This window comes from Lentzea albidocapillata subsp. violacea (genome assembly GCF_900100275.1).
In the GTDB taxonomy this organism is placed as follows: Bacteria; Actinomycetota; Actinomycetes; order Mycobacteriales; family Pseudonocardiaceae; genus Lentzea; species Lentzea violacea.
In genome coordinates, this window is record NZ_FNET01000016.1 from 142,169 (window position 1) to 165,534 (window position 23,366).

At 68.8% G+C, this 23,366-nt stretch carries 17 protein-coding genes and 1 rRNA gene; 10 read left to right on the top strand and 8 right to left on the bottom strand.

All coding sequences use genetic code 11. The annotated features are described in order from the left end of the window. Positions 1 to 3: 3 nt before the first annotated feature. The 3 genes from npdG to BLR21_RS30120 are packed head-to-tail and all read left to right on the top strand — an operon-like array spanning position 4 to position 1,906. Positions 4 to 669: an NADPH-dependent F420 reductase gene (gene npdG, locus BLR21_RS30110; protein ID WP_090011233.1), complete on the top strand. Its 666-nt coding sequence runs from the start codon at positions 4 to 6 to the stop codon at positions 667 to 669. Then, positions 669 to 1,430, top strand: coding sequence for a helical backbone metal receptor (locus BLR21_RS30115; RefSeq protein WP_090011235.1), 762 nt, complete (start codon positions 669 to 671; stop codon positions 1,428 to 1,430). The genes npdG and BLR21_RS30115 overlap by 1 nt, the downstream gene beginning before the upstream one ends. Positions 1,431 to 1,480: 50 nt before the next feature. Next, positions 1,481 to 1,906, top strand: coding sequence for an RICIN domain-containing protein (locus BLR21_RS30120; RefSeq protein WP_143027917.1), 426 nt, complete (start codon positions 1,481 to 1,483; stop codon positions 1,904 to 1,906). A gap of 102 nt (positions 1,907 to 2,008) precedes the next feature. Here BLR21_RS30120 and pip read toward each other — a convergent pair whose 3' ends face one another. Beyond that, complete coding sequence (gene pip / locus BLR21_RS30125) at positions 2,009 to 2,950, bottom strand: prolyl aminopeptidase (protein WP_090011239.1); 942 nt, start codon at positions 2,948 to 2,950, stop codon at positions 2,009 to 2,011. Positions 2,951 to 2,968: 18 nt separating this feature from the next. Between pip and BLR21_RS30130 the strand changes: the two genes are divergently transcribed. Continuing rightward, positions 2,969 to 3,826 carry a glutathione S-transferase family protein gene (locus BLR21_RS30130; protein ID WP_090011241.1) on the top strand — a complete coding sequence of 286 codons (858 nt, stop codon included), beginning with the start codon at positions 2,969 to 2,971 and terminating at the stop codon, positions 3,824 to 3,826. Between the two features lie 9 nt (positions 3,827 to 3,835). On the opposite strand, the gene panB is transcribed toward BLR21_RS30130, so the two are convergent. Beyond that, complete coding sequence (panB, locus tag BLR21_RS30135; RefSeq protein WP_090011243.1) at positions 3,836 to 4,690, bottom strand: 3-methyl-2-oxobutanoate hydroxymethyltransferase; 855 nt, start codon at positions 4,688 to 4,690, stop codon at positions 3,836 to 3,838. A gap of 126 nt (positions 4,691 to 4,816) precedes the next feature. Continuing rightward, entirely contained in the window at positions 4,817 to 5,656 is an 840-nt protein-coding gene (locus BLR21_RS30140) for an alpha/beta hydrolase (RefSeq protein ID WP_090011245.1), read from the bottom strand. On the opposite strand from BLR21_RS30140, the gene lysX reads away from it, so the two are divergent. Then, positions 5,618 to 8,920 (top strand): bifunctional lysylphosphatidylglycerol synthetase/lysine--tRNA ligase LysX, encoded by a 3,303-nt coding sequence (lysX, locus tag BLR21_RS30145; protein WP_090011247.1) that lies wholly within the window; start codon positions 5,618 to 5,620, stop codon positions 8,918 to 8,920. The two genes, BLR21_RS30140 and lysX, sit on opposite strands and share 39 nt — an antisense overlap. Here lysX and BLR21_RS30150 read toward each other — a convergent pair. Genes BLR21_RS30150 through BLR21_RS30160 form a run of 3 tightly spaced genes read right to left on the bottom strand, consistent with a single transcriptional unit; the run spans position 8,914 to position 12,529 of the window. Further along, positions 8,914 to 9,561: a response regulator gene (locus BLR21_RS30150; protein ID WP_090011249.1), complete on the bottom strand. Its 648-nt coding sequence runs from the start codon at positions 9,559 to 9,561 to the stop codon at positions 8,914 to 8,916. The genes lysX and BLR21_RS30150 overlap by 7 nt on opposite strands. A 4-nt stretch (positions 9,562 to 9,565) precedes the next feature. Further along, positions 9,566 to 10,756, bottom strand: a complete 1,191-nt coding sequence (locus BLR21_RS30155; protein ID WP_090011251.1) for a sensor histidine kinase — start codon at positions 10,754 to 10,756, stop codon at positions 9,566 to 9,568. A gap of 60 nt (positions 10,757 to 10,816) precedes the next feature. Then, positions 10,817 to 12,529 (bottom strand): NAD+ synthase, encoded by a 1,713-nt coding sequence (locus tag BLR21_RS30160; protein ID WP_090011253.1) that lies wholly within the window; start codon positions 12,527 to 12,529, stop codon positions 10,817 to 10,819. A gap of 29 nt (positions 12,530 to 12,558) precedes the next feature. On the opposite strand from BLR21_RS30160, the gene BLR21_RS30165 reads away from it, so the two are divergent. Both BLR21_RS30165 and BLR21_RS30170 read left to right on the top strand, forming a co-directional pair. Beyond that, positions 12,559 to 14,121: an alpha/beta hydrolase gene (locus tag BLR21_RS30165; RefSeq protein ID WP_090011255.1), complete on the top strand. Its 1,563-nt coding sequence runs from the start codon at positions 12,559 to 12,561 to the stop codon at positions 14,119 to 14,121. Next, on the top strand, positions 14,121 to 15,644 hold the full coding sequence (locus tag BLR21_RS30170; protein WP_090011257.1) for an alpha/beta hydrolase: 1,524 nt from the start codon (positions 14,121 to 14,123) through the stop codon (positions 15,642 to 15,644). Before BLR21_RS30165 ends, BLR21_RS30170 begins: the two co-directional genes overlap by 1 nt. Before the next feature lie 699 nt (positions 15,645 to 16,343). Here BLR21_RS30170 and BLR21_RS44065 read toward each other — a convergent pair. Then, entirely contained in the window at positions 16,344 to 17,102 is a 759-nt protein-coding gene (locus BLR21_RS44065; protein WP_256335024.1) for an MFS transporter, read from the bottom strand. Further along, a complete protein-coding gene (locus tag BLR21_RS30180) occupies positions 17,103 to 17,738 on the bottom strand; it encodes an LppX_LprAFG lipoprotein (RefSeq protein WP_090011259.1) in 636 nt (211 codons plus the stop codon). It abuts the gene before it with no gap. Positions 17,739 to 17,779: 41 nt separating this feature from the next. Between BLR21_RS30180 and glnA the strand changes: the two genes are divergently transcribed. From glnA to BLR21_RS30195, 3 genes are all read left to right on the top strand, one after another. Beyond that, the gene (gene glnA, locus BLR21_RS30185) at positions 17,780 to 19,123 is read left to right on the top strand and encodes a type I glutamate--ammonia ligase (RefSeq protein ID WP_030481022.1); all 1,344 of its coding nucleotides are present in this window, start codon (positions 17,780 to 17,782) and stop codon (positions 19,121 to 19,123) included. Between the two features lie 18 nt (positions 19,124 to 19,141). Continuing rightward, positions 19,142 to 22,672: an FkbM family methyltransferase gene (locus BLR21_RS30190; RefSeq protein ID WP_143027918.1), complete on the top strand. Its 3,531-nt coding sequence runs from the start codon at positions 19,142 to 19,144 to the stop codon at positions 22,670 to 22,672. Between the two features lie 470 nt (positions 22,673 to 23,142). After that, positions 23,143 to 23,366: ribosomal RNA gene (locus tag BLR21_RS30195) — 16S ribosomal RNA — on the top strand; the annotation flags it as partial.

Genomic DNA, 23,366 nt, shown 5'->3' on the forward strand with positions numbered 1-23,366 from the left:
GGGGTGACAGACATTCGTGACCTCACCGTCGGTGTCCTGGGCGGTACCGGAGCCCAGGGCAAGGGCCTCGCGATCCGCTGGGCCAAGGCGGGTCTCAAGGTGATCATCGGCTCCCGCAGCGCCGACCGGGCCGCGCTGGCGGCCAAGGAGATCGTCGAGACCGCGGGCGGCGACGTCCGGGGCGCGGACAACTCCGACTGCGCCGCCGACTCCGACGTCGTGCTGGTCGCGGTGCCGTGGGACGGGCACGGAGACCTGCTCGCCAGTCTGCGCGACCAGCTCGCCGGGAAGATCGTCATCGACTGCGTGAACCCCCTCGGCTTCGACAAGCAGGGGCCGTTCGCGCTGCCGGTCACCGAGGGCAGCGCGGCGCAGCAGGCCGAGATCCTGCTGCCGGAGTCGAAGGTCACCGCCGCGTTCCACCACGTGTCCGCCGTGCTGCTCGCCGACCTGACCGTGTCCGAAGTGGACATGGACGTCCTGGTGCTGGGCGACGACCGCGAGGCCACCGACACCGTCCGGGAACTGGCCGAGCTCGTGCCCGGTTTCCGCGGCGTCTACGGCGGCCGGCTGCGCAACGCCCACCAGGTCGAGGCGTTCACCGCGAACCTCATCGCGGTCAACCGCCGCTACAAGACCCACGCCGGTCTGAAGATCACGGGAGTCTGATGCTCCCCGTCGACGACCTCGGTGAGCCGGTCCCGCTCGACCAGCCGCGACGCGTGGTCAGCCTGGTGCCGTCGATCACCGAGGCCGTCGCGGTGAGCGTGCCCGGATCTCTTGCCGGGGCAACGGACTACTGCACGCACCCGGCCGATCTCGACGTGCCCCGCGTCGGTGGTTCGAAGTACCCGGACGTCGACAAGGTCATGGCACTACAGCCCGATCTCGTGATCGCGAACTCCGAGGAGAACCGCGCCGAGGACGTGGACCGGTTGCGCGCCAACGGCATCAACGTCTGGGTGACCGAGGCGCCGAAGACGGTGCCGATGGCGCTGGAGTCGCTCAGAAGGCTCTTCGGGCTCGGCTGGGACCTCGTACCCGAGTGGCTGACCGAAGCCGAAGAGCTGTGGCGCGACACGAAACCCGCGAAGCTCACCGCGTTGATCCCGGTCTGGCGCCGCCCGTGGGTGGTCGTCGGCCGCGATACCTTCGCCACCGATGTGTTGCGGCGCCTCGGAATCGAGAACGTCTACGCGACGCACGACGAGCGGTACCCGCGTCCGAGCCTCGACGAGCTCAACGACAAGCGCCCCGACCTGGTGATCCTGCCCGACGAGCCGTACCTGTTCACGCACGAGGACGGACCGGAGAGCTTCCCCGGCCTGCCCTACGCGCTGGTCAACGGCAGACACCTGACCTGGTACGGGCCTTCGCTCGTAGAAGCAAAGCCCGCTCTCCGGAGGGCACTGGACTACGGCCATGGTTGACAACCGTGGGTGGTTTCGCGGAACCCCCTGAGCTGCCAGGATTCTCGTCCATGGGGAAACTAGCCGCGATCATCGCGACAGCCGCTGTCACCGTCACGCTCACCGCCATCCCGGCCAGTGCCGAACCCGTCGTCGTCTACCAGCTCGCCGGCAGCCACCGCTGCCTCGCCGACACGGGCAGCAACGTCGTGCTGAAGCTGTGCAACGAACTCTCCGGCGAGCAGCGCTGGATCGTCCCGATCAGCGGAGGCGTCGACTGGCCGCGCAACATTGCCACCGGCAAGTGCCTGGCCGCCACCGCGTCAGGTGACGTGCTCGGCCAGGCCTGCACCACGAGCGGCAAACAGCGGTGGCGCCGCGTCGCGTCGGGTACCTCCTTCCAGTTCCGCAACGTCGGCACCAACAAGTGCCTCACCGCGCAGGTGACGGTCGCGACCTGCACGACGTCCAGCGCGAAGTGGAACGGCCTGCGTTAGTGGCGTGACCCGGCCCGTTGGCGGCCGAGTCCACGCTCAGCAGGGCACCACGATGCACCCGTCTGACCGCGAACTCGCCCGGCAACGTTCCGGGCCACACCACTAATCACGGAACCGGTCCGTCGCCGCCAGCAGGGCCGCGAGGATGCCGGGCTCGTCGTACGCGTGCCCGGCATCCGGCACCAGCACCAGTTCGGACTCGGGCCAGGCCTTGTGCAGGTCCCACGCCGACACGGCCGGAGTAGCGACGTCGTAGCGGCCCTGCACGATCACACCGGGAATGTCCTTGAGCCGCACCGCGTCCCGGATCAGCTGCCCCTCCTCGAACCACCCGCGATTCGCGAAGTAGTGGTTCTCGATCCGCGCGAACGCCAGCGCGTACTCCGGCACGGCGAACTGCGCCACCAGTTCGGGCCGGGGCAGCAGCGTCACCGTCGCGCCCTCCCACGTGCTCCACGCGACGGCGGCGGGCCCGTGCACCTCGGGATCCTCGGAAGCCAGCAGCTTCGCGTACAGGTCGACGGGGTCACCCGACAGACCGGCCAGCGGGGCCATGAACTTCTCCCACAGGTCGGGGAAGAGGTTCGCCGTCCCGCCGCGGTAGTACCAGTCCACTTCGGACGAACGCAGCGTGAAGATGCCACGCAGCACCAGCTCCGACACGCGCGACGGATGCGTCTCCGCGTACGCCAGCGCCAGCGTCGAGCCCCAGGAACCGCCGAAGACCTGCCAGCGGTCGATCCCCAGCGACGTGCGCAGCTGCTCCATGTCGGCCACGAGGTGCCAGGTCGTGTTCAGCGACAGATCACCGGACACGGCGGCGTGCGGCAGCGAACGTCCGCAACCGCGCTGGTCGAACAGGACGATCCGGTAGGCGGACGGGTCGAACAGGCGCCGGTGCGACGGCGAGCAGCCGCCGCCGGGACCGCCGTGCAGGAAGACCACGGGCTTGCCGGCCGGGTTGCCGCACTCCTCCCAGTACACGAGGTTGCCGTCGCCGGTTTCCAGGTGGCCTGACGCGTGGGGCTCGATCTCCGGGTACATGGGCCTATCGTCGAGCACATGGCCCAGTTCTCGCAGGAGACCTCCACCACGGGGGCGTTCGTCAGGCAGCCGAACCGCTTCACCGCACGGCCGGAGCCCGAGCCGGGCCGCTACCGGCTCGTCGTCAGCCTCGCCTGTCCGTGGGCGCACCGCGCGGTCATCGTCCGCAAGCTCCTCGGCCTGGAGGACGCCATCTCACTGGCGGTCGTCGACCCGATTCGCGACGAGAAGGGCTGGCGTTTCGCCGAGACGGACCCGGTCCTGGGCATCGACTACCTCAAAGAGGCGTACGACAACGCCGACCCGGACTACGAGGGCCGGGTCACCGTCCCAGCTCTGGTCGACACGACCACGAAGAAGGTCGTCACCAACGACTACCCGCAGATCACCCTGGACTTCAGCCTGAACTGGCGCCCGGAGAGCACGCTCTACCCGGAACACCTGCGCGAGGAGATCGACGCCTGGATCGAGCCGATCTTCCACAACGTCAACAACGGCGTCTACAAGGCCGGTTTCGCCACGTCACAGGAGGCCTACGAGCAGGCCTACACGAACCTGTTCACGGAACTGGACCGCATCGAGGCCCACCTCGCCACCCACACGTACCTGGTCGGCGAGCAGCTCACCGAGGCCGACATCAGGCTCTGGACCACGCTGGTCAGGTTCGACGCGGTCTACCACGGCCACTTCAAGTGCAACCGCACGAAGCTCACCGAGATGCCGAACCTGTGGGCGTACGCGAAACGCCTCTACGCGCAGTTCGGCGACACCGTGAACTGGGACCACATCAAGCGCCACTACTACGTGACGCACCACGACATCAATCCGAGCGGGATCGTGCCGGCGGGCCCAGACCCGGAGGTCTGGACCCGCTAGCGACGGAACTCAGTGGAACGTGTGCTCGGGGCCGGGGAACTGCTGGCCGCGCACCTCGTTGGCGAACTCCGCGGCGGCGCCCAGCATGATGGTGCCGATGTCCGCGTAGCGCTTGACGAACCGGGGTGCCTTGCCGCGGTTCAGGCCCATCATGTCCTGCCACACCAGCACCTGGGCGTCGGTGTCCGGACCGGCACCGATGCCCACGGTCGGGATGACGAGGTCGTGCGTGATCTGCTTCGCGACCTCGGCGGTCACCATCTCCAGCACGACCGCGAACGCGCCCGCCTCCTGTACAGCCAGCGCGTCCTGGACCACGACGTCGTGGTTGTCGTGCCGGCCCTGCACGCGGTAACCGCCGAGCTGGTGCTCGGACTGCGGGGTGAAGCCGATGTGCGCCATGACCGGGATGCCCGCGGCCGTGATCGCGCGGATGTGCGGTGCGAAGTAGGCGCCGCCCTCCAGCTTGACCGCGTGCGCCTGGCCTTCCTTCATGAACCGGACCGCCGTCGCCACGGCCTGTTCGACCGACACCTGGTAGGAGCCGAACGGCAGGTCAGCGACCACGAGAGAGCGCTTGACCGAACGCGTCACCGCGCGTACGAGCGGTACGAGCTCGTCCACGGTGACCGGCAGCGAGGTGTCGTGGCCGTAGACGGTGTTCGAGGCCGAGTCGCCGACCAGCAGGACGGGGATGCCGGCCTCGTCGAAGATCGAGGCGGTGAAGGTGTCGTACGAGGTGAGCATGGGCCACGGCTCGCCGCGTTCCTTCATCTCACGCAGGTGATGAACGCGAACCCGCTTGGCCGGGGGCTTCTGGCCCGCTCCGGAGCCGTAGGGCGCGGAAACTTCGGCATTGGTCATCGTTGACCGTTCCTTTCCTCGAAGCCCACGTGTGTGGGTCCCCGGGCGCTGGGTGCACGGTTGCCGAACACCAGAGTGGCACCGTTGGCGAGAAACGGAACGCAGATGCGGCTACCGTCACACGAATCACTCCTCGGGTAGTCCCCGAAGCGCCTCTCGGACCGCCATGACCACGGCGTCCGGCCGGTCCATCTGAATCATGTGCCTACTTCCGGGAACTGGCACGTTGCGTCCCCACGGCACGAGAGCGGCCAACGACCGGTGCTCCGGCCACACCTTCCGTCCGGCCGTGAGCACCAACCAGGGCACCCGCGGCAACGGCCGGCGCTTCCGTAGCCGTTCGAGCGTCGCCACCTGACCGGGGTACGACGCGAGCTCCCACAGCACCGCCCGCCCGACGCCAGGGCGCCGGTAGACGAGTTCGACCAGGTCAGAGGGTGCCGGATCGGTCACGCCGAGCGTCGAGACGGCGGTCAGCAGGTTGCGGAACGAGTGCCCGTACCGCTGGGTGATCCGGGTGCCGAGCCAGCGGCTGCCGATGGCCCGCACGCCCTGCGCGACCACCGCCGACATGTCGAACGGGGCTCCCGAGCCCGGCGTCTCGGCGTCCGGGTCCAGCAGGACCATGCCGCCGACCCGGTGCGGCCGCAGCCGCGCGTAGGCCTCGACGTGCATCGACGCCATCGAGTGCCCGACCAGGACCGCCCGCGGCACCCCGCGCAGCACCGCGTCGAGGACCGCCACCTCCCGTGCCAGCGACGGCCCGCGCCGGGCAGGGCCGCTCAGCCCCAGCCCCGGCCGGTCGAACACGACCACCCTGGCGTGGGGTGCCAGCAGCCGCACGGTCCGGTCCCAGTCGAACCACGCCCCGCCCAGACCCGAGCTGAGCACCACGACGGGCCCCTCGACACGCCCGGACGTGGCGACATGCACCCTTCCGGCCGAAGACGGGATCATGACGGTCATCGGCTGACCTCGGGAGTGGTAGTGGCACCGGCGTGGAAGTGGAAGACCGCGGGCACGATCGCGACGATCGTGCAGCTGGCCGGGGTGTTGTCGCTGCTCAGGGTGATTCTGCCGGAGGACGGCTGGTTCACCGGCCTCGCCGACGGCATCGGGTACCTCTTCGGTCTGCCGATCGACGGCAACCTGTTCATCGCCATGGTGTTCTTCGTGCTCGGGGCCGCCCTGCGCAGGCACAAGCGAGCGGCGCTGTGGACGCTGCTGCTGTTCCAGGTCATGGGCCTGGTGCTGGTCGGCTTCATCATGGTCATCCTGGCCCTGGCGCCTGAAGAAATCCTGGATGCGGGCGAGGAACCGCAGTGGATGTTCCTCGGTGTCGGCGCCACGACCTCGGCGCTGTTCGTGGCGCTGCTGTTCGTGGTGCGCGAGGCGTTCCCCGCCCGGCTGGCCCGCGGCGCGTGGCGGCGGGCGCTCGCTTCGTTCGTGCTGGGCATGATCGCGCTGATCGCGGCCGGCTGGGGCCTCACCGAGATCTTCCCCGGCGAACTGGTCGCGCAGACCGACAAGCTCGCGTGGGCGGCCAACCAGGCGACGGGTGAGGTGGTCCGGCTCGGCCGGCTCGACATCCCCGAGGGCCCGCAGTGGCTGAGTGTGGTGCTGAGCCTGTTCGGCGTGCTGGTCGCGATCCGGGCGATGTACCTGTTCTTCCGCGGCGTCCGCAGCCAGAGCATGATCACCGGCGACCAGGAGCTCGACGTGCGCCGGCTGCTCGCGGCCGACGGTGAGCCCGACTCGCTGGGGTACTTCGCGACCAGGCGCGACAAGAGCGTCGTGTTCGCGGCGTCCGGCCGGGCCGCCCTGACGTACCGGGTGATCGGCGGCGTGACGCTGGCCTCCGCCGACCCGATCGGTGACGAGGAGCACTGGCCCGAGGCCGTGCGGGCGTGGTTGTCCGAGGCGCGCACGTACGGCTGGACGCCGGGCGTGCTCGGCGCGTCCGAACGAGGCGCGCAGATCTATGCCGGCGCCGGGCTCAAGGCGCTGGAGATCGGCGACGAGGCGGTCCTGGACGTTCGCCGCTTCGTGCTCGCCGGTCCGGAACGGCGCGGGCTGCGCCAGGCGGTGTCGCGCGTCGAACGTGCCGGGTACACCACCCGCGTCCGCCGGCACAGCGAGATCGCGCCGGACGAGATGGCGTCCATCCTGGACCTGGCGGAGGCCTGGCGCGGCGCCGAGACCGAGCGCGGTTTCTCGATGGCGTTGGGACGCCTGGGAGATCCGAGCGACGGCCGGTGCGTGATGGTGGAGGCCTACGACGCGTCGGGTGCGTTGCGAGGCTTGCTGTCGTTCGTGCCGTGGGGCCGCCGGGGCGTGTCGCTCGACCTGATGCGCCGCGACCGTGCGGCCGAGAACGGCCTCAACGAGTACATGGTCGCCCAGCTCGCGGCCGCCGCCGGACACCTTGGCGTGCAACGGATCTCGCTGAACTTCGCGATGTTCCGCGCGGTGTTCGAGGAGGGCGAGAAGATCGGCGCCGGCCCGGTGCTGCGGGCGTGGCGGCGGGTGCTGTCGCTCGCGTCGCGGTTCTTCCAGCTGGAGTCGCTGTACCGGTCGAACGCCAAGTACCTGCCGGAGTGGGAGCCGAGGTTCCTTTGCTACCAGCGTTCCCGGTCGTTGCCGCGGGTCAGCATCGCCGCCGGTGTCGCCGAGGGCTTCGTGCCGTCGTTGCGGTCGTTGCGCAAGCGGGCGTTGCAGAAGACGGACGTCGGCGACGACTTCGCGGCGCGCGTCGCCGAGATCGACGCGATCCGGGTCGAACCGAAGTCCGTGCGCAGGCCGGAGCAGGTCCGGGTGCGGATCGCGAAGGTCGAACGGCTGGTCTCGCAGGGCGTCGACCCGTACCCCGTCGGGTTCGCGCGCACCGATCTCCTCGCCGGGGCACGTGAACGCTTCGGCGAGGAGGTCTCGGTCACCGGGCGCGTGGTGGCGTTGCGGGAGATGGGCAAGCTCTGCTTCGCGCGGGTCCGGGATTTCAGCGGCGAGATCCAGCTGATGCTCACCGTCGACTCGCTGGGTGAGGCCCTGGCGTCATGGAAGTCGGACATCGACCTCGGCGACCACGTCGGCGTCACGGGCCAGGTGGTCAAGTCCGACCACGGCGAGATCTCGGTGCTGGCGTCGTCGTGGACGATGACCGCGAAGTGCCTGCACCCGTTGCCGGACAAGCGCAAGGGCTTCACCGACCCGGAGGCCCGCGTCCGCCAGCGCTACCTCGACCTGGTCGTGAACCAGGACTCGGCGCACCTGCTGAAGCTGCGCAGCGACGTCATCCGCAGCGTGCGCGAGTTCCTGCACGCGCAGGAGTACCTCGAGGTCGAGACGCCGATGCTGCAGGCGGTGCACGGCGGCGCGAACGCACGGCCGTTCGTCACCCACATCAATGCCTACGACATGCGGATGTACCTGCGGATCGCGCCGGAGCTGTACCTGAAACGGCTCTGCGTCGCGGGCGTGGACCGGGTGTTCGAACTGAACCGGAACTTCCGCAACGAGGGCGCGGACGCCACCCACAACCCCGAGTTCACGATGCTGGAGGCCTACCAGTCCTATGCGGACTACCGGGTCATGCTCGACCTGGTGCGCACGCTGATCCAGCACGCGGCACGCGAGGCGTTCGGCACCGAGGTCGCGCACCGGCCGGACGGCACGTTCGACCTGTCGGGGCAGTGGCCGGTGATTCCGGTCTACACGGCGGTTTCCGGGGCTCTGAACGCGTCGATCACCCCGGACACGTCCGTCTCCGAACTAAGGGCGCTCCTGGGCGCGCGGGGCGTGGAGATCAACGAGGACTGGGACCACGGCCAGCTCGTGCAGGAGGCCTACGACACGTTCGTGGAGGCCTCGACCGCCGGCCCGACCTTCTACATCGACTTCCCGACGTCGGTGTCGCCGCTGACCCGTCAGCACCGCCTCGACCCGCGCCTGGCCGAACGGTGGGACCTGGTGGCGTTCGGCGCGGAGATCGGCACGGCCTACTCGGAGCTGACCGACCCCCTGGAGCAGCGGCGGCGGCTGGAGGCGCAGTCGCTGAAGGCCGCGTCCGGTGACGTCGAGGCGATGGAGCTGGACGAGGACTTCCTGCGGGCGCTGGAGCACGGCATGCCGCCGACCGGTGGGCTCGGCATGGGCGTCGACCGGCTGCTGATGATGCTGACCGGCACGTCCATCAGGCAGACCGTGCTGTTCCCCTTTGTTCGTCCTCAGTGATCCAGGTACGCAAGAACAGCCTGAACGCGCCGGTCACCCGACCCGTCCTCACTGTTGAGGCCGAGCTTCAGAAAGACGTTGCCGATGTGCTTGTGCACGGCTCCCGCGCTGATGACGAGCTTCTCGCCGATAGCGGCGTTCGACAGCCCCTCCGCCATCAGCCCGAGGACCTCGCGCTCACGCGGTGACAGCACACCGAGCGCGTCGTCCGCCCTGCGTCGCACCAGCAGCTGCGACACGACCTCGGGGTCGAGCGCCGTGCCGCCGTTCGCGACGCGGTGCAGTGAGTCGAGGAAGTCCGCGACCTTGCCGACGCGTTCCTTGAGCAGGTAACCGACGCCGCCGCCGGAGCCGGCGAGCAGTTCGTGCGCGTAGCTCTGCTCGACCCAAGCGCTGAGAACCAGCACGGCCAGCTTCGGGTGCCGCCGTCGCGCCTCTACGGCCGCACGCAGCCCCTCGTCCGTGAACGTCGGCGGCATCCGCACGTCGACCACGGCGATGTCCGGCTCGTGTTCGGCCACGGCTTTCAGGAAATCATCGGGGTTGTCCGCGGCCGCTGCCACGTCGAGGCCTTCGTTGCGCAACAACAACGTCAGCCCCTCGCGGAGCAGCGCGTCGTCTTCGGCGATCACGATGCGCACGGGTTCACCTCCCCGCCGGCAGCACGACGGTGAGCACGGTCGGCCCGCCCTCGGGACTGCTCACGTCCGCGTTGCCGTCCAACGCCGCCACCCTGCCGCGAATCCCGTCCAACCCTGTCCCCTGCTTCTCGTCGGCGCCGCCCTTGCCGTCGTCGTGGACGATGACGGTGAGCTGATCGTTGATGATGTCGAGGCTGACCCACGCCCGCTTCGCGCCGCTGTGCTTGGCCACGTTGGTGAGCGCCTCGGCCACCGCGAAGTACGCCGCCGCCTCGACCGCCGCAGGCAGCCGCCCGAGGTGTTCGGCCGTGAGCACGCAGGGCACCGGGCACCGCGCGGCCAGAGCCTGGATGGCCCCGTCCAGTCCCAGATCCTCCAGGACCGGCGGGTGAATGCTGCGCACGACGTTGCGAAGTTCCTCCAACGCGTCGCCGGCCGCGTCCTGCGCACGCAGCAACGCCTGCAGCGCGTTGTCCGGGTTCTGCTGGAGCGTCCGCTCGGCGATGCCGAGCATCATGACCACGCCGACCAGCTTGTTCTGCGTGCCGTCGTGCAGGTTCCGCTCGATGCGCCGCAGTTCGGCGCCGTGCGCCTGCAACGCCGCCGCCCTGGTCGCCACGACCTCGGCCAGCCGCTTCTCCAGCGAGGCCTTCGGCGGCGCCAGCAACTTCCTCGCCCACGTCGCGTCGAGGTTCGCCAGCCTCGGGAACTGCGTGAGGAGCAGGGCCAGCACGACCGCGATCGGCACGCTCAGCAGCGCCTTCGCCCACGAGTCGACGTGGAGGCCGAACGAGTTCTGCATCCCGCCGGGAACCGTCCACCAGAGGAACAAGGCGACGGGCTGCTGGACGAGCGCCCCCGCGATGCCGATCGCGACCGACCCGGACAACGTGCCGAACAGGGCGTGCAGCAGCACCCACATCCCGTCCCGGCGGCTGTCCGGATCGGTCAGCACCCGCTGTGCCCGGTGCAGCCACGGCCCGTCGAGCGGTGGCGGCGACGGAATCTCGGCGCCGGTGAACCGCGCCAGGCGCCGGCGGTCGAAGTCCACGACTCGCCGGATCAAGGGCGCGGTGATCGGCAGCAGCGGCAACACGACCACGGACAGCAGCAGGACGCCGATGGCGAGCCACGCCGCCATGGCCGTCAGCAGACCGGTCGCCAGGTAGAGCAGCGACGCCCAGATCCGTTTCATGTGGAGAAACGTATCTGGGCGCCCTGTGTTCGCGCGGTGGAGCAGGCTCTACTCCTGAGTTCAGCCCTCGCGCCATCCGTTCGTGATCGGCAGCCGCCGGTCCCGCCCGAACGCCTTGTTCGAGATCTTCGTGCCCGGCGGGTACTGACGGCGCTTGTACTCGGCCTTGTCGACCATCCGCAGCACCCGGTCCACGAGCGCGGGCTCGTGCCCGGCGGCCAGCAGGTCGTCGTACCCGCGGTCGCAGTGGACGTAGTCGTCCAGCAGGGCGTCGAGGATCTCGTAGTCCGGCAGCGAGTCGGAGTCGACCTGGCCGGGCCGCAGTTCGGCCGACGGCGGCTTGGAGATCGAGTTCTCCGGGATCGGCGGGGTCTCGCCGCGCTTCTCGGCCTCGGCGTTGCGCCACCGGGCGAGGTCCCAGACCAGGGTCTTCAGCACGTCCTTGATCGGGGCGTAGCCGCCGACCGCGTCGCCGTAGATGGTCGAGTAGCCGACCGCGAGCTCGGACTTGTTGCCCGTCGCGAGCACCAGGTGACCGTGCTGGTTCGACAGCGCCATCAGCAGCATGCCGCGGCACCGGGCCTGGATGTTCTCCTCGGCGAGGCCGGTCAGCTCCAGCTGCGAGACGTACGTCGACACCATCTCGCCGATCGGCTGGGTGGTGAAGTGCAGGCCGGTCCGCACGGCCATGTCGGAGGCGTCCGAACGCGAGTGCTCGGACGAGTAGGAGGACGGCATCGAGACGCCGTAGACCGCGTCGGCACCGAGAGCGTCCACCGCCAGAGAAGCCACCACGGCAGAGTCGATGCCACCGGACAGACCGAGCACCACGGTCCGGAAGCCGTTCTTGTGCACGTAGTCGCGCAGACCGGTCACCAGCGCGTGCCACACCTCTGCCTCATCGGCCAGCGGTTCGAACACGCGGGGCGCGGGCAACGGCTCGTATGCCGGGATCGCGTCGGAGAGGAACACACGGCGCACGTAGAAGTCGCCGATCTGGCCCTGCTCGTACTCGCGGTCGCCCGGCACGTCGAAGTCGACGAACATCAGGTGCTCGACGAACTGCGGCGCCCGCCCGACCAGCTGGCCGTCGGCGGAGACGACGAGCGAGTCGCCGTCGAACACCAGCTCGTCCTGGCCGCCGACGAGGTTGCAGTAGGCGAGGGGCGCGTGGGCTTCGGCGGCACGGCGCGCGACCAGAGGCAGCCGCTGGTCGTCCTTGTTGCGCTCGTAGGGCGAGGCGTTGGGCGAGACCACGAGGTCGACGCCGGCGTCACCGAGAGCGGTGATCGGGCCGCCGTCCTGCCACAGGTCCTCGCAGATCACCATGCCGACCTCGACACCGTTGATCCGCACGATGTCCAGCGACGAACCCGGCTTGAAGTAGCGACGCTCGTCGAACACGCCGTAGTTCGGCAGGTGGTGCTTGCACTGCCGCGCGACCACACGCCCGCCGTGCAGCACGGCGACGGCGTTGCGCGGGCCGACGGAGTCGTGCTCCAGGTAGCCGACGACGGCGGCGATGTCACCGAGGCCCGAGGCCTCCAGGGACCCGGCCAGCGCCTCCAGCGCCTCCGCGGACGCCCGCGCGAACGACGTGCGGATCGCCAGGTCCTCGACCGGGTAGCCGGTCAGCACCATCTCGGGGAACACGGCGACGTGCGCGCCGCCCTCACGAGCCTTGCGCGTCCACTCGACGACCAGCGAAGCGTTGCCCTGGAGATCACCAACAGTGGCGTTGACCTGGGCCAGCGCGATCCGAAGCTGCGGCATGCCCTCATCATCTCCCATACCATCGGGCTGTGGTCCGTCTCTTGAGCGTGTTGCTCGTCATTCCGCTGCTCGCGTCCTGCACGTCGATCATCGAAGGGACCGCCAAACCGGGCGTGACCTTCGAGAAGGTCGGCCCGGCGGGCGTCGTTCCGGCCGGGTTGGAGGAGTTCTACGGCCAGCAGCTCGCCTGGGAGAACTGCGAGCCGTACGCGACGACAGGGTCGAGCCGCGACGCCTACGGCAAGAGGCGCGACGTCGAGTGCACCCGCCTGAGGGTTCCCCTCGACTACAGCAAGCCAACCGGCGACACGATCACCATCGGCGTGCTCCGGTACAAGGCCACCGGGCAGAAGATCGGCTCGTTGCTGACCAATCCCGGCGGCCCCGGCGCGTCCGGCATGGCGTCGGCCGCGGGCATGATCCCGGCCTACCGCAAGACCGACCTCGCGGCGAAGTTCGACCTCATCGGATTCGACCCGAGGGGCATCGGCGCGAGCGAGCCGGCGGTCAGTTGCCTCACCGGACCGGAGCGCGACGCGGAGCGTCTGGACCTCGACATCGACACAAGTCCGGCCGGAATCGCCCAAACGGAGCAAGAGAACAGGACATATGCCGAGAAGTGTGCCGCCGGTACAAAATTCGGGGCGGCAATGCTCGCCAATTTGGGCACGCGGGACGTAGTTAAGGACATGGATGTCCTCCGCTCTGCGCTCGGCGACGCGAAGCTGAGCTACGTCGGGTACTCGTACGGCACCCGCATTGGCACTGAATACGCCGAGACCTTCCCCCAGAACGTGCGCGCGCTCATCCTCGACGGTGCCGTCGACCCGACCCAGGACCAGCTCGCGTCGCTGGTCGCACAGGCGGCCGGCTTCCAGAAGGCGTTCGACGAGTTCGTGAAGTGGTGCCGAGAGAAGAAGGAGTGCCCACTCGGAGGCGATGCGAACCTGAGCTTCCGGCAGCTCACCACACCGTTGATCCAGCAGCCGGTCGACGTCGGTGGTCGCAAGCTGTCCTACAACGACGCCATCACCGCCGCGATCCAGGCGATGTACTCGGAACAGCTGTGGCCCGTCCTGCTCAACGGCCTCCAGGAGCTGACGAGCGGCAAGGGCACCACGTTGCTGCGCCTCGCTGACGCGTACTTCGACCGCGATGAACAGGGCAAGTACTCGACCATCACGGATGCGTTCAATGCGGTGCACTGCGTGGACGACGCACGGCTGACGGACAAGAACGCGCTGCTCGAGACCCAGAAGAAGTACAAGGAGGCGGCACCGTTCCTCGACGACGGCAACCCGGCCGGCGCGGCCCTCGACTCGTGCGCGTTCTGGCCCGCCCCGGTCACCGCGCCCACGGGCCCGCCCAAGGCCGAAGGCATCCCGCCGCTGCTGGTCATCTCCACGACCGGCGACCCGGCCACGCCCTATGAGGCGGGCGTGAACCTGGCCAAAGCGCTCAACTCGCGGCTGCTCACCTACGAAGGCGTCCAGCACACGGTCTTCCTGCAGGGCGACCAGTGCGTGGACGGCGCCGGCGTGAGGTACCTGATCGACCAGACGTTGCCCGCCGACGGAACCCGGTGCGCCTAATGACGAAGAGGCGATCCCGAGTCACCGCCGCCTTGTTCGCATTGATCGTTCTGCTCGGCACGTCCACGTCCTACGCGCGCATCGACGGCTCACCCGTCGCCGCGCGCAAGGGCCTGGCGCGCTTCTACGAGCAGACGCTGGCGTGGGGTGCGTGCCGGCCCTACGCGACCGACGCGAAGAGCAAGGGCCTGTACGAGCGCGAGGGCATCCAGTGCGCTCGGCTGTACGTTCCGCTCAACTACGAGAATCCGGACGCGGGGACGATCACTGTCGGACTGCTGCGCCGCCCTGCCGCGGAGAAGGACCGGAGGGTCGGTTCTCTGGTGGTGAACCCCGGCGGTCCGGGAGGTTCGGGCATGTCGCACGTCGCGAACATGCAGCCGGGCAACCCGGTCGGCAAGCGGTTCGACGTGGTGGGTTTCGACCCGCGTGGCGTGGGGGCGAGCCAGCCCCGCGTCCAGTGCCTGACCGACGCCGAACGGGACGCGCAACGGCTGCGGCCCAAGGGCGAGAGCGCGAACCTGACCGAGCAGGAGAACAAGTTCTTCGTCGACCGCTGTACCGAACGCAGCGGCATCGACCTGCTGCGCAACGTCGGCACCCGTGACGTCGTACGCGACGTCGACGTGCTGCGCGGTGCGTTGCGGGAGAACAAGCTGACCTACCTCGGCTACTCCTACGGCACGCGCATCGGCACGTTGTACGCCGAGATGTTCCCTCGCAACGTGCGCGCAATGGTGCTCGACGGCGCCGTGGAGGTCAACAGCGACAAGGTGGCCGCGTCGGCACGCCAGGCGCAGGGCTTCGAGGAGTCGTTCCAGCGGTTCGCCGGCTGGTGCGCGCAACGCGACTGTCCCATCGGCAGGGACACGAGCGCGGCGGAGTCCCAGTTCCGGCAGATGATCGAGCCGCTCAAGAAGACCCCGCTGCAGGTCGGCGACCGCAAGCTGTCCCACTCGGACGCGAACACCGCGATCATCCAGGCGATGTACACGGACCGGCTGTGGGAGACCGCTCTCAAGGGTCTTCAGGAGCTGCGGCAGAACAAGGGCAACACCCTGCTGCAGCTCGCCGACCAGTACCTCGGCCGCGCCCAGGACGGCACCTACAGCCGCATCCAGGACGCGTTCGTGGCCATCCGCTGCGTCGACGAACCGCCGATCAAGGACCGGGCCACCCTGGAGTCCAACCGGCGGAGGCTGTTGGAACTGCTGGGCAACGACACGATCCCCACCGACGAGACCGCGCTCGGCCCGTGCGCGTTCTGGCCGGCCCCGCACACGTCGGAACCGCACCCGCCCAACGTGGACGGACTGCCGCAGGTGCTGGTGGTGTCGACGACCGGTGACCCGGCGACGCCCTACCAGTCCGGTGTGGACCTCGCGCAGGCCCTAGGGGCGCGTTTGCTGACGTACAACGGAAACCAGCACACGGCGTTCCTCGCGGGCATCGGCTGCGTGGACGGCGTGGGCACGAACTACCTGGTGGATTTGAGGCTGCCCGAAACAGATCCTGTCTGCTGACGTTTCCCAGGCAGGAGAACCGAACCCAGCGCGCCGACAGCGCAAATCACCGCCGTGATCAGGAAGATCTCGTGGTACTCGGTGAGCAGCGCCTCGGTGAGCCCGCGCTGGTACTCGGCCATCCGCCGCTGGAACTCAGCGGGTTCGACGCCGAACGGCAGCGGTGTGTTCAGGCCTGCCGTGAGCTCGCGGAACCGGTGGAGTCCCCACGCGGACAACGCCGCCACACCGACGAGCATGCCCGTCATGCGCGCGACGACGACGAACGCCGACGCCACGCCGTGCCGGACGGGAGGCACGACACGCAGCACGGCACCGGACAACGGCGCGATGACCAGGCCCAGCCCGAAACCGGCGATGGCCAGATCACGCGTGAGCACGAGCCCACTGACGTCAGCGGGCCACTGCGCGATGAACACGTACGACACCGATGCCATCGCGAGCCCGCCGAAGGACACCCAGCGGTCGCCGAGCCGTGACGCGAGGAACCCGCCCAGGACGGCGCCGACCGGCAACGCGATCAGGAACCGGGTGAGCAGCGTCGCCGCGGCCGCCGAGTCGCGCCGTAGCACGGTCTGCGCGAACAACTCCACGTCGACCAGCGTCACCATCAACGCGGCACCGGCGGCCAGCGACACCCCGAGCACGGCCCAGAACGGCCGCCACTGCACGCCATCCGGGTCCATGAGCCGCACGGCGCTACGGCGTTCCCGGAAGAAGAAGCCACCCAGCATGACGAACGCCGCGATGAGCGTCGGCCAGCCCCACGACGGCAGCACGGACTCGGCGGGCTTCGGGTTGTAGAGCGCCACGACCAGCAACGACAACGCTGCTGCCAGCAACACCCCGCCCACGACGTCGATGCGCACCTCGCGCCGTGTGTTCGGCACGGTGCGTTGCACGACCACCATCGCGATGACCGCCAACGGGATGTTGACCCAGAAAATCCACCGCCAGCTCTGCGGCTCCCACGCCTCGAACAGGGGCATCGCGTTGAACAGCGATGCCGTACAGCGTGCCGAGAACAGACCCCAACTCCTGAGCGGCACCAACGGTCCCCAGAGCGGTCGACCGCCGGCGCTCCTCCCACAGGTCCGCGACCAGCGCCATCGTCACCGGCAGCAGCGCGCCACCGGCCAGGCCCTGCACAACGCGTCCGAGCACGAGCAACGGCACGTCCGCCGCCATCGCCGTGATCACCGAGCCCACCAGGAACCCGAGCAGCGAGACCTGCAGCACGAACCGCCGCCCGAGCCGGTCCGACAGCTGCCCGAGCAACGGCATGCCCGCCACGTACCCGAGCAGGTACCCGGTGACGATCGGCGTCGCCTGCTCCAGCTCGTTCACCGCGATGCCCAGGTCACGCACCATGTCGGTCAGGACACCGACGACGACGTACGCGTCGAGCGCCCCCAGCAGCACGGCCGCGCCGGACGCGGCGAGAGCTACCTTTCTCATCTACGCGGGTGCCGTGACCGTGACGGGCTTGTCGAAGTCCGTGAGGCCGATGTCGATCTTCTGACCGCCGGGGAGCTCGAACAGCGCGCTCTTGAGCTTGTTGTCCTTGTCGATCGAGAACGTCGCCTTCACGTCCGCGGAGATGCCCGGCACCAGCCCGGCCGCCACGTCCTTCGGCACCGTCGCCTCGACCACCGACACGTCACCGGACGACTTGGTCTTCGCATCCTTGGCACTGGCCAGGACCTGCGCGACGCCCTTGTCCGGGTTCAGGATTGCCGAGGGGTCGTACACCTGGCCCGCGAACGCCGCCGGCAGCTTCGTGAACCCGCCGGTCGGGCCCTTGAAGTGCAGGTTTCCGCCCGTCAGTACGTACTCGATGGACAGCAGCTGCCCACCGAACGTCACCTTCGCGGTGCCCTTCGAGTCACCGGACGAGGTGAGGTCGCCGTCGGCCTCCTTCACCGGCACGTCCGGCAGCTCACCGTCCACCTTGATGGTGAAGTGGACGGTCTTGACGGAGCGCATCGACTCGGCCGACTTCGAGAGCAACGTCGCACCATCGGGGAGATCTCCCCCGGACGTGCAGCTCGTGAGCAGGGCGAGTGCGCAAACCAACAACCAACGGGCGGACATGCGTTGATCGTAGAGACTCCGGAGCCCTTAAGCTGCGCCCTATGGACCGCCAGCAGGAGTTCGTGCTCCGCACGCTAGAGGAACGCGACATCCGGTTCGTCCGGCTCTGGTTCACGGACGTCCTGGGCTTCTTGAAGTCCGTGGCGGTCGCACCGGCCGAGCTCGAAGGTGCCTTCAGCGAGGGCATCGGGTTCGACGGGTCGGCGATCGAGGGCTTCGCCCGCGTCTACGAGTCGGACATGGTCGCGAAGCCGGACCCCTCGACGTTCCAGGTGCTGCCCTGGCAGACGCCGGACGGCAGCAACTACTCGGCACGCATGTACTGCGACATCACGATGCCGGACGGCTCCCCGTCGTGGGCCGACCCGCGCCACGTGCTGCGCCGCACCCTGTCGAAGGCCAGCGAGGCCGGGTTCACCTGCTATGTCCACCCCGAGATCGAGTTCTTCCTGCTCAAGGGCCTGCCCGGCGACGGGAGCGAGCCCGAGCCCGCGGACAACGGCGGCTTCTTCGACCAGACCTCGCACGAGACCGCGACGCACTTCCGCCGCCACGCCATCGAGGCGCTCGAGGCGATGGGCATCTCGGTCGAGTTCAGCCACCACGAGGGCGCGCCCGGCCAGCAGGAGATCGACCTGCGCTACGCCGACGCGTTGACCATGGCGGACAACGTCATGACGTTCCGCTACCTGGTGAAGGAGGTCGCGATCACGCAGGGCGTGCGCGCCTCGTTCATGCCCAAGCCGTTCTCCGACCAGCCGGGGTCGGGCATGCACACGCACTTCTCGCTGTTCGAGGGCGACCGCAACGCCTTCTACGACGAGGAAGACCCGTACCAGCTCTCCGACATCGGCAAGCAGTTCGTCGCGGGCATCCTCAAGCACGCGCGCGAGATCTCCGGTGTCACGAACCAATGGGTGAACTCGTACAAGCGCCTGATCGTCGGCGGTGAGGCTCCCACGGCCGTGTGCTGGGGTCACGCGAACCGCTCCGCACTGGTTCGCGTGCCGATGTACTCGCCCGGCAAGTCGTCGTCGCGCCGCGTCGAGGTCCGTTCGCTGGACTCCGCGTGCAACCCGTACCTGGCGTACTCGGTGATCCTGGCCGCCGGCCTGCGGGGCATCGAGAAGGGCTACGAACTGCCGCCGCCCGCCGAGGACGACGTGTGGTCGCTGACGGACCGCGAACGGCGCGCGGCGGGGTACGCGAACCTGCCGCAGAACCTCGGCGAGGCGCTCACCGAACTGGAGAACTCGGAGCTGCTGCCCGAGGCACTGGGCGAGCACGTCTACGACTTCTTCCTGCGCAACAAGAGGACGGAGTGGGACGCGTACCGTCGTAGCGTCACCCCGTACGAGTTGCGCACACTTCTCCCCATGCTGTGAGGCAGATACGTGCTCTCCGTGACTGAGGTACCCGAGTTCCAGCCGACGATCTGCGCGTGCACCGTCGCCACGGCGGCGGAGCTGCCCGCCGTCAAGGTCCTGTCCAGCTCGTTCCTCGCGGAGCACCCCGAGGGCCGGTTCGTCGCGCTGGTCGTCGACGCGCAGCCGGAGCACGCGGGGCCTGGACTGATGACGCCGCTGGACATCGGCGTCGCCGAGGTCGAGCTGCACGAGCTCGCGACGTCCCTGGACGCCGCCGAGCTCAAGGCCGCGATGGTGCCGCGCCTGCTGGAGGCGTTGCTGTCGCAGGGCATGCCCGTGCTGTACCTCGACCCGTGGGTGCAGGTGTTCGGGTCGCTCACGAAGGTCGTGCTGGAGGCGTTGCGCACCGCACCGGTCGTGATGCTGCCGCGCACGTTACGGCCGTTGGCGTCCGACGGCCTGCAGCCCGGTCCCGCCGACCTGCACGACCAGGGTGCCTTCGACCCCGGGTTCATCGCCGTCGGACCGGGTTCCGAGCCCTACCTGAACTCTTTGGACATGCCGGCGATCGTGCCGCACCACGTCGTGCGCGACGCACGGATCGGTCTGTCCGTGTGGAACGTCGCGGACCGGCCGTTGCACCGCACCGAGTCCGGTTCGCTGGCCGTGGTCGGCCAGGACCTGCTGACGGTGCATTTCCGCGGTTTCGACCCGCGTCGGCCCTGGTTGCTGTCCGCCGATTTCGCCGAACGTCCCCGTGTGCTGCTCTCGGAACACACGGAGGTCGCCGAGCTATGCCAGTCCTACCGCGGCGAACTGGTGCGCAACGGCTGGTCCGTGGCGCCCGTGCCGTACCGATTCGACTCCTTGATCGACGGGACGCAGATCCCGTCCGAGCTGCGCGCCGACTACCGGGCCTCCGTGCCGACACCGCCGCCGGCGTTCGGTGAGGACGGTGGTGGTGGGTTCCTCATCTGGGCGTGCGAGCCGACCGAGAGTGGTGGCACGCGCTGGGCCGACGCCGTGTGGCGTGCGGATGCCGCGCTGCAGCGGCAGTTCCCGGCGCCTTTCGGTGCGGACGCGGAGGCCTGGCGCGAGTGGTGCGCCGGGGTCGGCGTCGCTTCCGGACGGTTGCCCGCGCCCGCCGTGCCGCAGCCCCGCTCGGAGGGGCCGGCACTGCTCGACCAGCTTGGTGTGTCCGTCATCGGCTCAGGGCCACTGGCCGAACTGATGCTCGCCGCCGCGCGTGCGTCCGGGCTGCCGGTGTCGGCTGCCGCCGGATATCCCGTCGTGGTGCGCGCCTCTTCTGCCGACGAGGTGCCCTCCGGACGGTTCGTCGTCGATGTCGCGTTGGACGCCACCGCTGCGGACGACCGCACGGGCGTGAACGAACTCTGGCTCTCGTCCGAGGCGTCACGGGCTGCCGCCGAACGCATCGGCGGGCCCATCGTGCGTGTGGTGCCTGTGCCCGTGCACGACGTTGGTGCGCGTGAGCACGAGTCCGGCGAAGTGGTGGTGTTTGCCGCGATTGCGGACCATGGTCTCGACAGGCCCGGCAACGTGCTGGGCGCCGTGTCCGCGTTCCTGACCGCGTTCCCGGACCGGACGGACGTCGAGCTGAAGATCGCCGTGTCCGGTGCGGTGGAACACCCGGAGGCGGCCGAGCGGCTGCGCCTGGCCACGTCCTCCGACCAGCGGATCTCGCTGGTGGACGGCCTCGACGTGGCCGCGACCGCCGACGCCGTGGTGTCGCTGCACCGCGACGGGGCGGACGACCGGATCGCGTTGCGCCTGGCCGAGCTCGCCGTGCGGGGAGTCCCGATCGTCGCGTCGGACCACGGCGCCGTTGCCGAACTGTTCGGCAAGACGGCGGTTCTCGTGCCGTGTCACCAAGGCGCCGAACCGGACGTGCAAGCCGCCGCAAAGCTGCTGCGTTCATTGGCCGATGACCTGCCCACGGCCGCGGCGCTCGGTGCGGCCGCACGTCAGCACGTGCTGTCCGTGCGGTCGGTCGCACGAGTCGCCGAAGTTCTCCGTGAACGCGTCGAGCACGCGTACCGCGGATGGCGGGCCCGCAGGCCGAAGCAGAAGGCCGAGGTCGACCCGATGCTCGCGCTGCAGTCGGCCAAGCACGCGTTACTGCGGCAGCCGACCGTGGACGGCCCTCACCGGACGCCGATGGCACCCGCGCTGCGCAAGGTCGTGTTGCGCGCGCTGGACCACTACGACAACCACATGCGCCAGGTGCTGCACACCCTGATCGACGGGGTCGAGCGCACGGTGTCCGAGCTGGTCAACCGGCAGGACGCGCTGAAGGCCGGCGTCGGTGCCGGTGAGCTGGAACTGCTCCGCGCCGAGGTCGAGCAGGTCGCGGGGCGGCAGTCGCACTTCGTCGACCAGTTGGTCGGCGTCGACGACGGGGTCGTGCGCGTGCGCGCGGACATGGCCGGTCAGGGCCGCCGGCAGCGCGACGTCGAGGACGCGGTCGTCGCCGAGGCGGCCAGGCGCGCGAAGTCGGACGAGGTACTCGCCGAGCGGATCGACAAGCTGACCGTGGCGCTCGACCGCACGCTGGACCGGATCGACGGCCTGGAGTCCAAGGTCGTCGAGGTCTTCCGCGAGCGCGACTCCCGGCTGAGCGCCGCTCTGCGCACCGCTCACCAGGCACAACAGACCGCCGACGCGCTGCGGCGGGTGGTCGTTCGCCAGCACGAGAACGCTGGTGACGCGCCTGCGGTGCGTTCGTCGCTGGTGTTGTGCGACGCGGGCATGATGCGGCTGCCCTCCGACGACGCGTTCATGCTCCCGCTGTTGTCGTCCAACGGCGTGTGGGAGCCGGACCTCGCGGAACTGCTCGACTCCGTGCTGGAACCGGACGGCATCTTCCTCGACGTCGGCGCGTACGTCGGCTACCACTCGATTCGGGTTTTGTCGCGGCTCGGACTGATGGGTGCCGTTGTCGCGGTGGAGCCGGATGCCTCCGCGGCCGCTCTGCTGAGGCACAACGTCTCGGCGAACCTGCCCGCCGCCGTCGCCGACCGGATGACCGTGGTCGAGGGCGCGGCATGGGAGAGCGCGGGGGAGCTGGCGGCGTCCCCGACGCTGACCGGCGGTGTGTCGGTGTCGCCGCTGGCCGCCGACGCTCCCGACGAGGTCGCGCGTGTGAAAGCGGTGCGCCTGGACAAGGCACTCGAAGAGATCGCCTTGGTGCAGGGCATGAAGCTTTCCGTCGTACGGGTCGACACGCCTGGACGCGGGCATCGCGCTCTCGCGGGACTCGTCCGGTTGTTGCGTCGCGACAGGCCGCACGTGTTCCTCGAGTTCTCCGCGACCGCGACGGCGGACTTCGGTGACGATCCGGTGACGGTGCTCAAGGAGTTCGGCGTCTGGGGCTACGACCTGGTGCCGGTGGCGACGCGTCAGCCCGCCGCGCCGGACCAGATCGTGCGGGCGATGGAGGGACTTCGTTCCATCACCCTGTGGCTGCGACCGCGTCCGGTCGGGGCCAAGCCGGCCGCTCCTTCGCCGTCCGTGCCGATCAAGCAGCCCGCTGACCAGGCGATTTGACTTTGATCCTCTCTGTGAGTAACTTTCTCCAAGTCGCAAGCGGGACCACGGAACGAGCGGTTGACACCGCGGATCGGGCCGAGTAGAGTTCCACGGCGTCAAACCCCCAGAAGTAAATGAACGGCCTAACGTGCTGTCCGGGATCTGAAAATGACCCCGATTTGACACCGGGAAAGCCACTCGGATAACTTCTGAACCAAGCGAAAAACTGAATGCGAAGCGAGTTTGCGCAGAGCCTGAATCGCCGGAAACAGCGATTTGACAAAGCGAAAACGAACTGGCTAAGCTTTCAACACAAGCCCCGAGAGATAGCCTCCGGAAACGGAGACTGGAACCGGTGAGCGCGTGTTCTTTGAGAACTCAACAGCGTGCCGAAACACAGCCAGTAATATATGAATACCTCCTCGTCGAGGTATTCCTTTGAGAAGATAGATGCCAGACATATTCCGTCTGGAGCGATCACACAATCCTTATTGGAGAGTTTGATCCTGGCTCAGGACGAACGCTGGCGGCGTGCTTAACACATGCAAGTCGAGCGGTAAGGCCCTTCGGGGTACACGAGCGGCGAACGGGTGAGTAACACGTGGGTAACCTGCCCTGTACTCTGGGATAAGCCTTGGAAACGAGGTCTAATACCGGATACGACACTGGATCGCATGATCTGGTGTGGAAAGTTCCGGCGGTACAGGATGGA

What these genes read in the sequence shown, in the direction of transcription:
- pip (WP_090011239.1), bottom strand. Translation starts at nt 2,950, where the DNA reads ATGTACCCGGAGATCGAGCCCCACGCGTCAGGCCACCTGGAAACCGGC.
- BLR21_RS30115 (WP_090011235.1), top strand. Translation starts at nt 669, where the DNA reads ATGCTCCCCGTCGACGACCTCGGTGAGCCGGTCCCGCTCGACCAGCCG.
- lysX (WP_090011247.1), top strand. Translation starts at nt 5,618, where the DNA reads ATGCACCCTTCCGGCCGAAGACGGGATCATGACGGTCATCGGCTGACC.
- BLR21_RS30170 (WP_090011257.1), top strand. Translation starts at nt 14,121, where the DNA reads ATGACGAAGAGGCGATCCCGAGTCACCGCCGCCTTGTTCGCATTGATC.
- BLR21_RS30140 (WP_090011245.1), bottom strand. Translation starts at nt 5,656, where the DNA reads ATGACCGTCATGATCCCGTCTTCGGCCGGAAGGGTGCATGTCGCCACG.
- BLR21_RS30130 (WP_090011241.1), top strand. Translation starts at nt 2,969, where the DNA reads ATGGCCCAGTTCTCGCAGGAGACCTCCACCACGGGGGCGTTCGTCAGG.
- BLR21_RS44065 (WP_256335024.1), bottom strand. Translation starts at nt 17,102, where the DNA reads ATGAGAAAGGTAGCTCTCGCCGCGTCCGGCGCGGCCGTGCTGCTGGGG.
- glnA (WP_030481022.1), top strand. Translation starts at nt 17,780, where the DNA reads ATGGACCGCCAGCAGGAGTTCGTGCTCCGCACGCTAGAGGAACGCGAC.
- BLR21_RS30120 (WP_143027917.1), top strand. Translation starts at nt 1,481, where the DNA reads ATGGGGAAACTAGCCGCGATCATCGCGACAGCCGCTGTCACCGTCACG.
- BLR21_RS30180 (WP_090011259.1), bottom strand. Translation starts at nt 17,738, where the DNA reads ATGTCCGCCCGTTGGTTGTTGGTTTGCGCACTCGCCCTGCTCACGAGC.
- BLR21_RS30160 (WP_090011253.1), bottom strand. Translation starts at nt 12,529, where the DNA reads ATGCCGCAGCTTCGGATCGCGCTGGCCCAGGTCAACGCCACTGTTGGT.
- panB (WP_090011243.1), bottom strand. Translation starts at nt 4,690, where the DNA reads ATGACCAATGCCGAAGTTTCCGCGCCCTACGGCTCCGGAGCGGGCCAG.
- BLR21_RS30155 (WP_090011251.1), bottom strand. Translation starts at nt 10,756, where the DNA reads ATGAAACGGATCTGGGCGTCGCTGCTCTACCTGGCGACCGGTCTGCTG.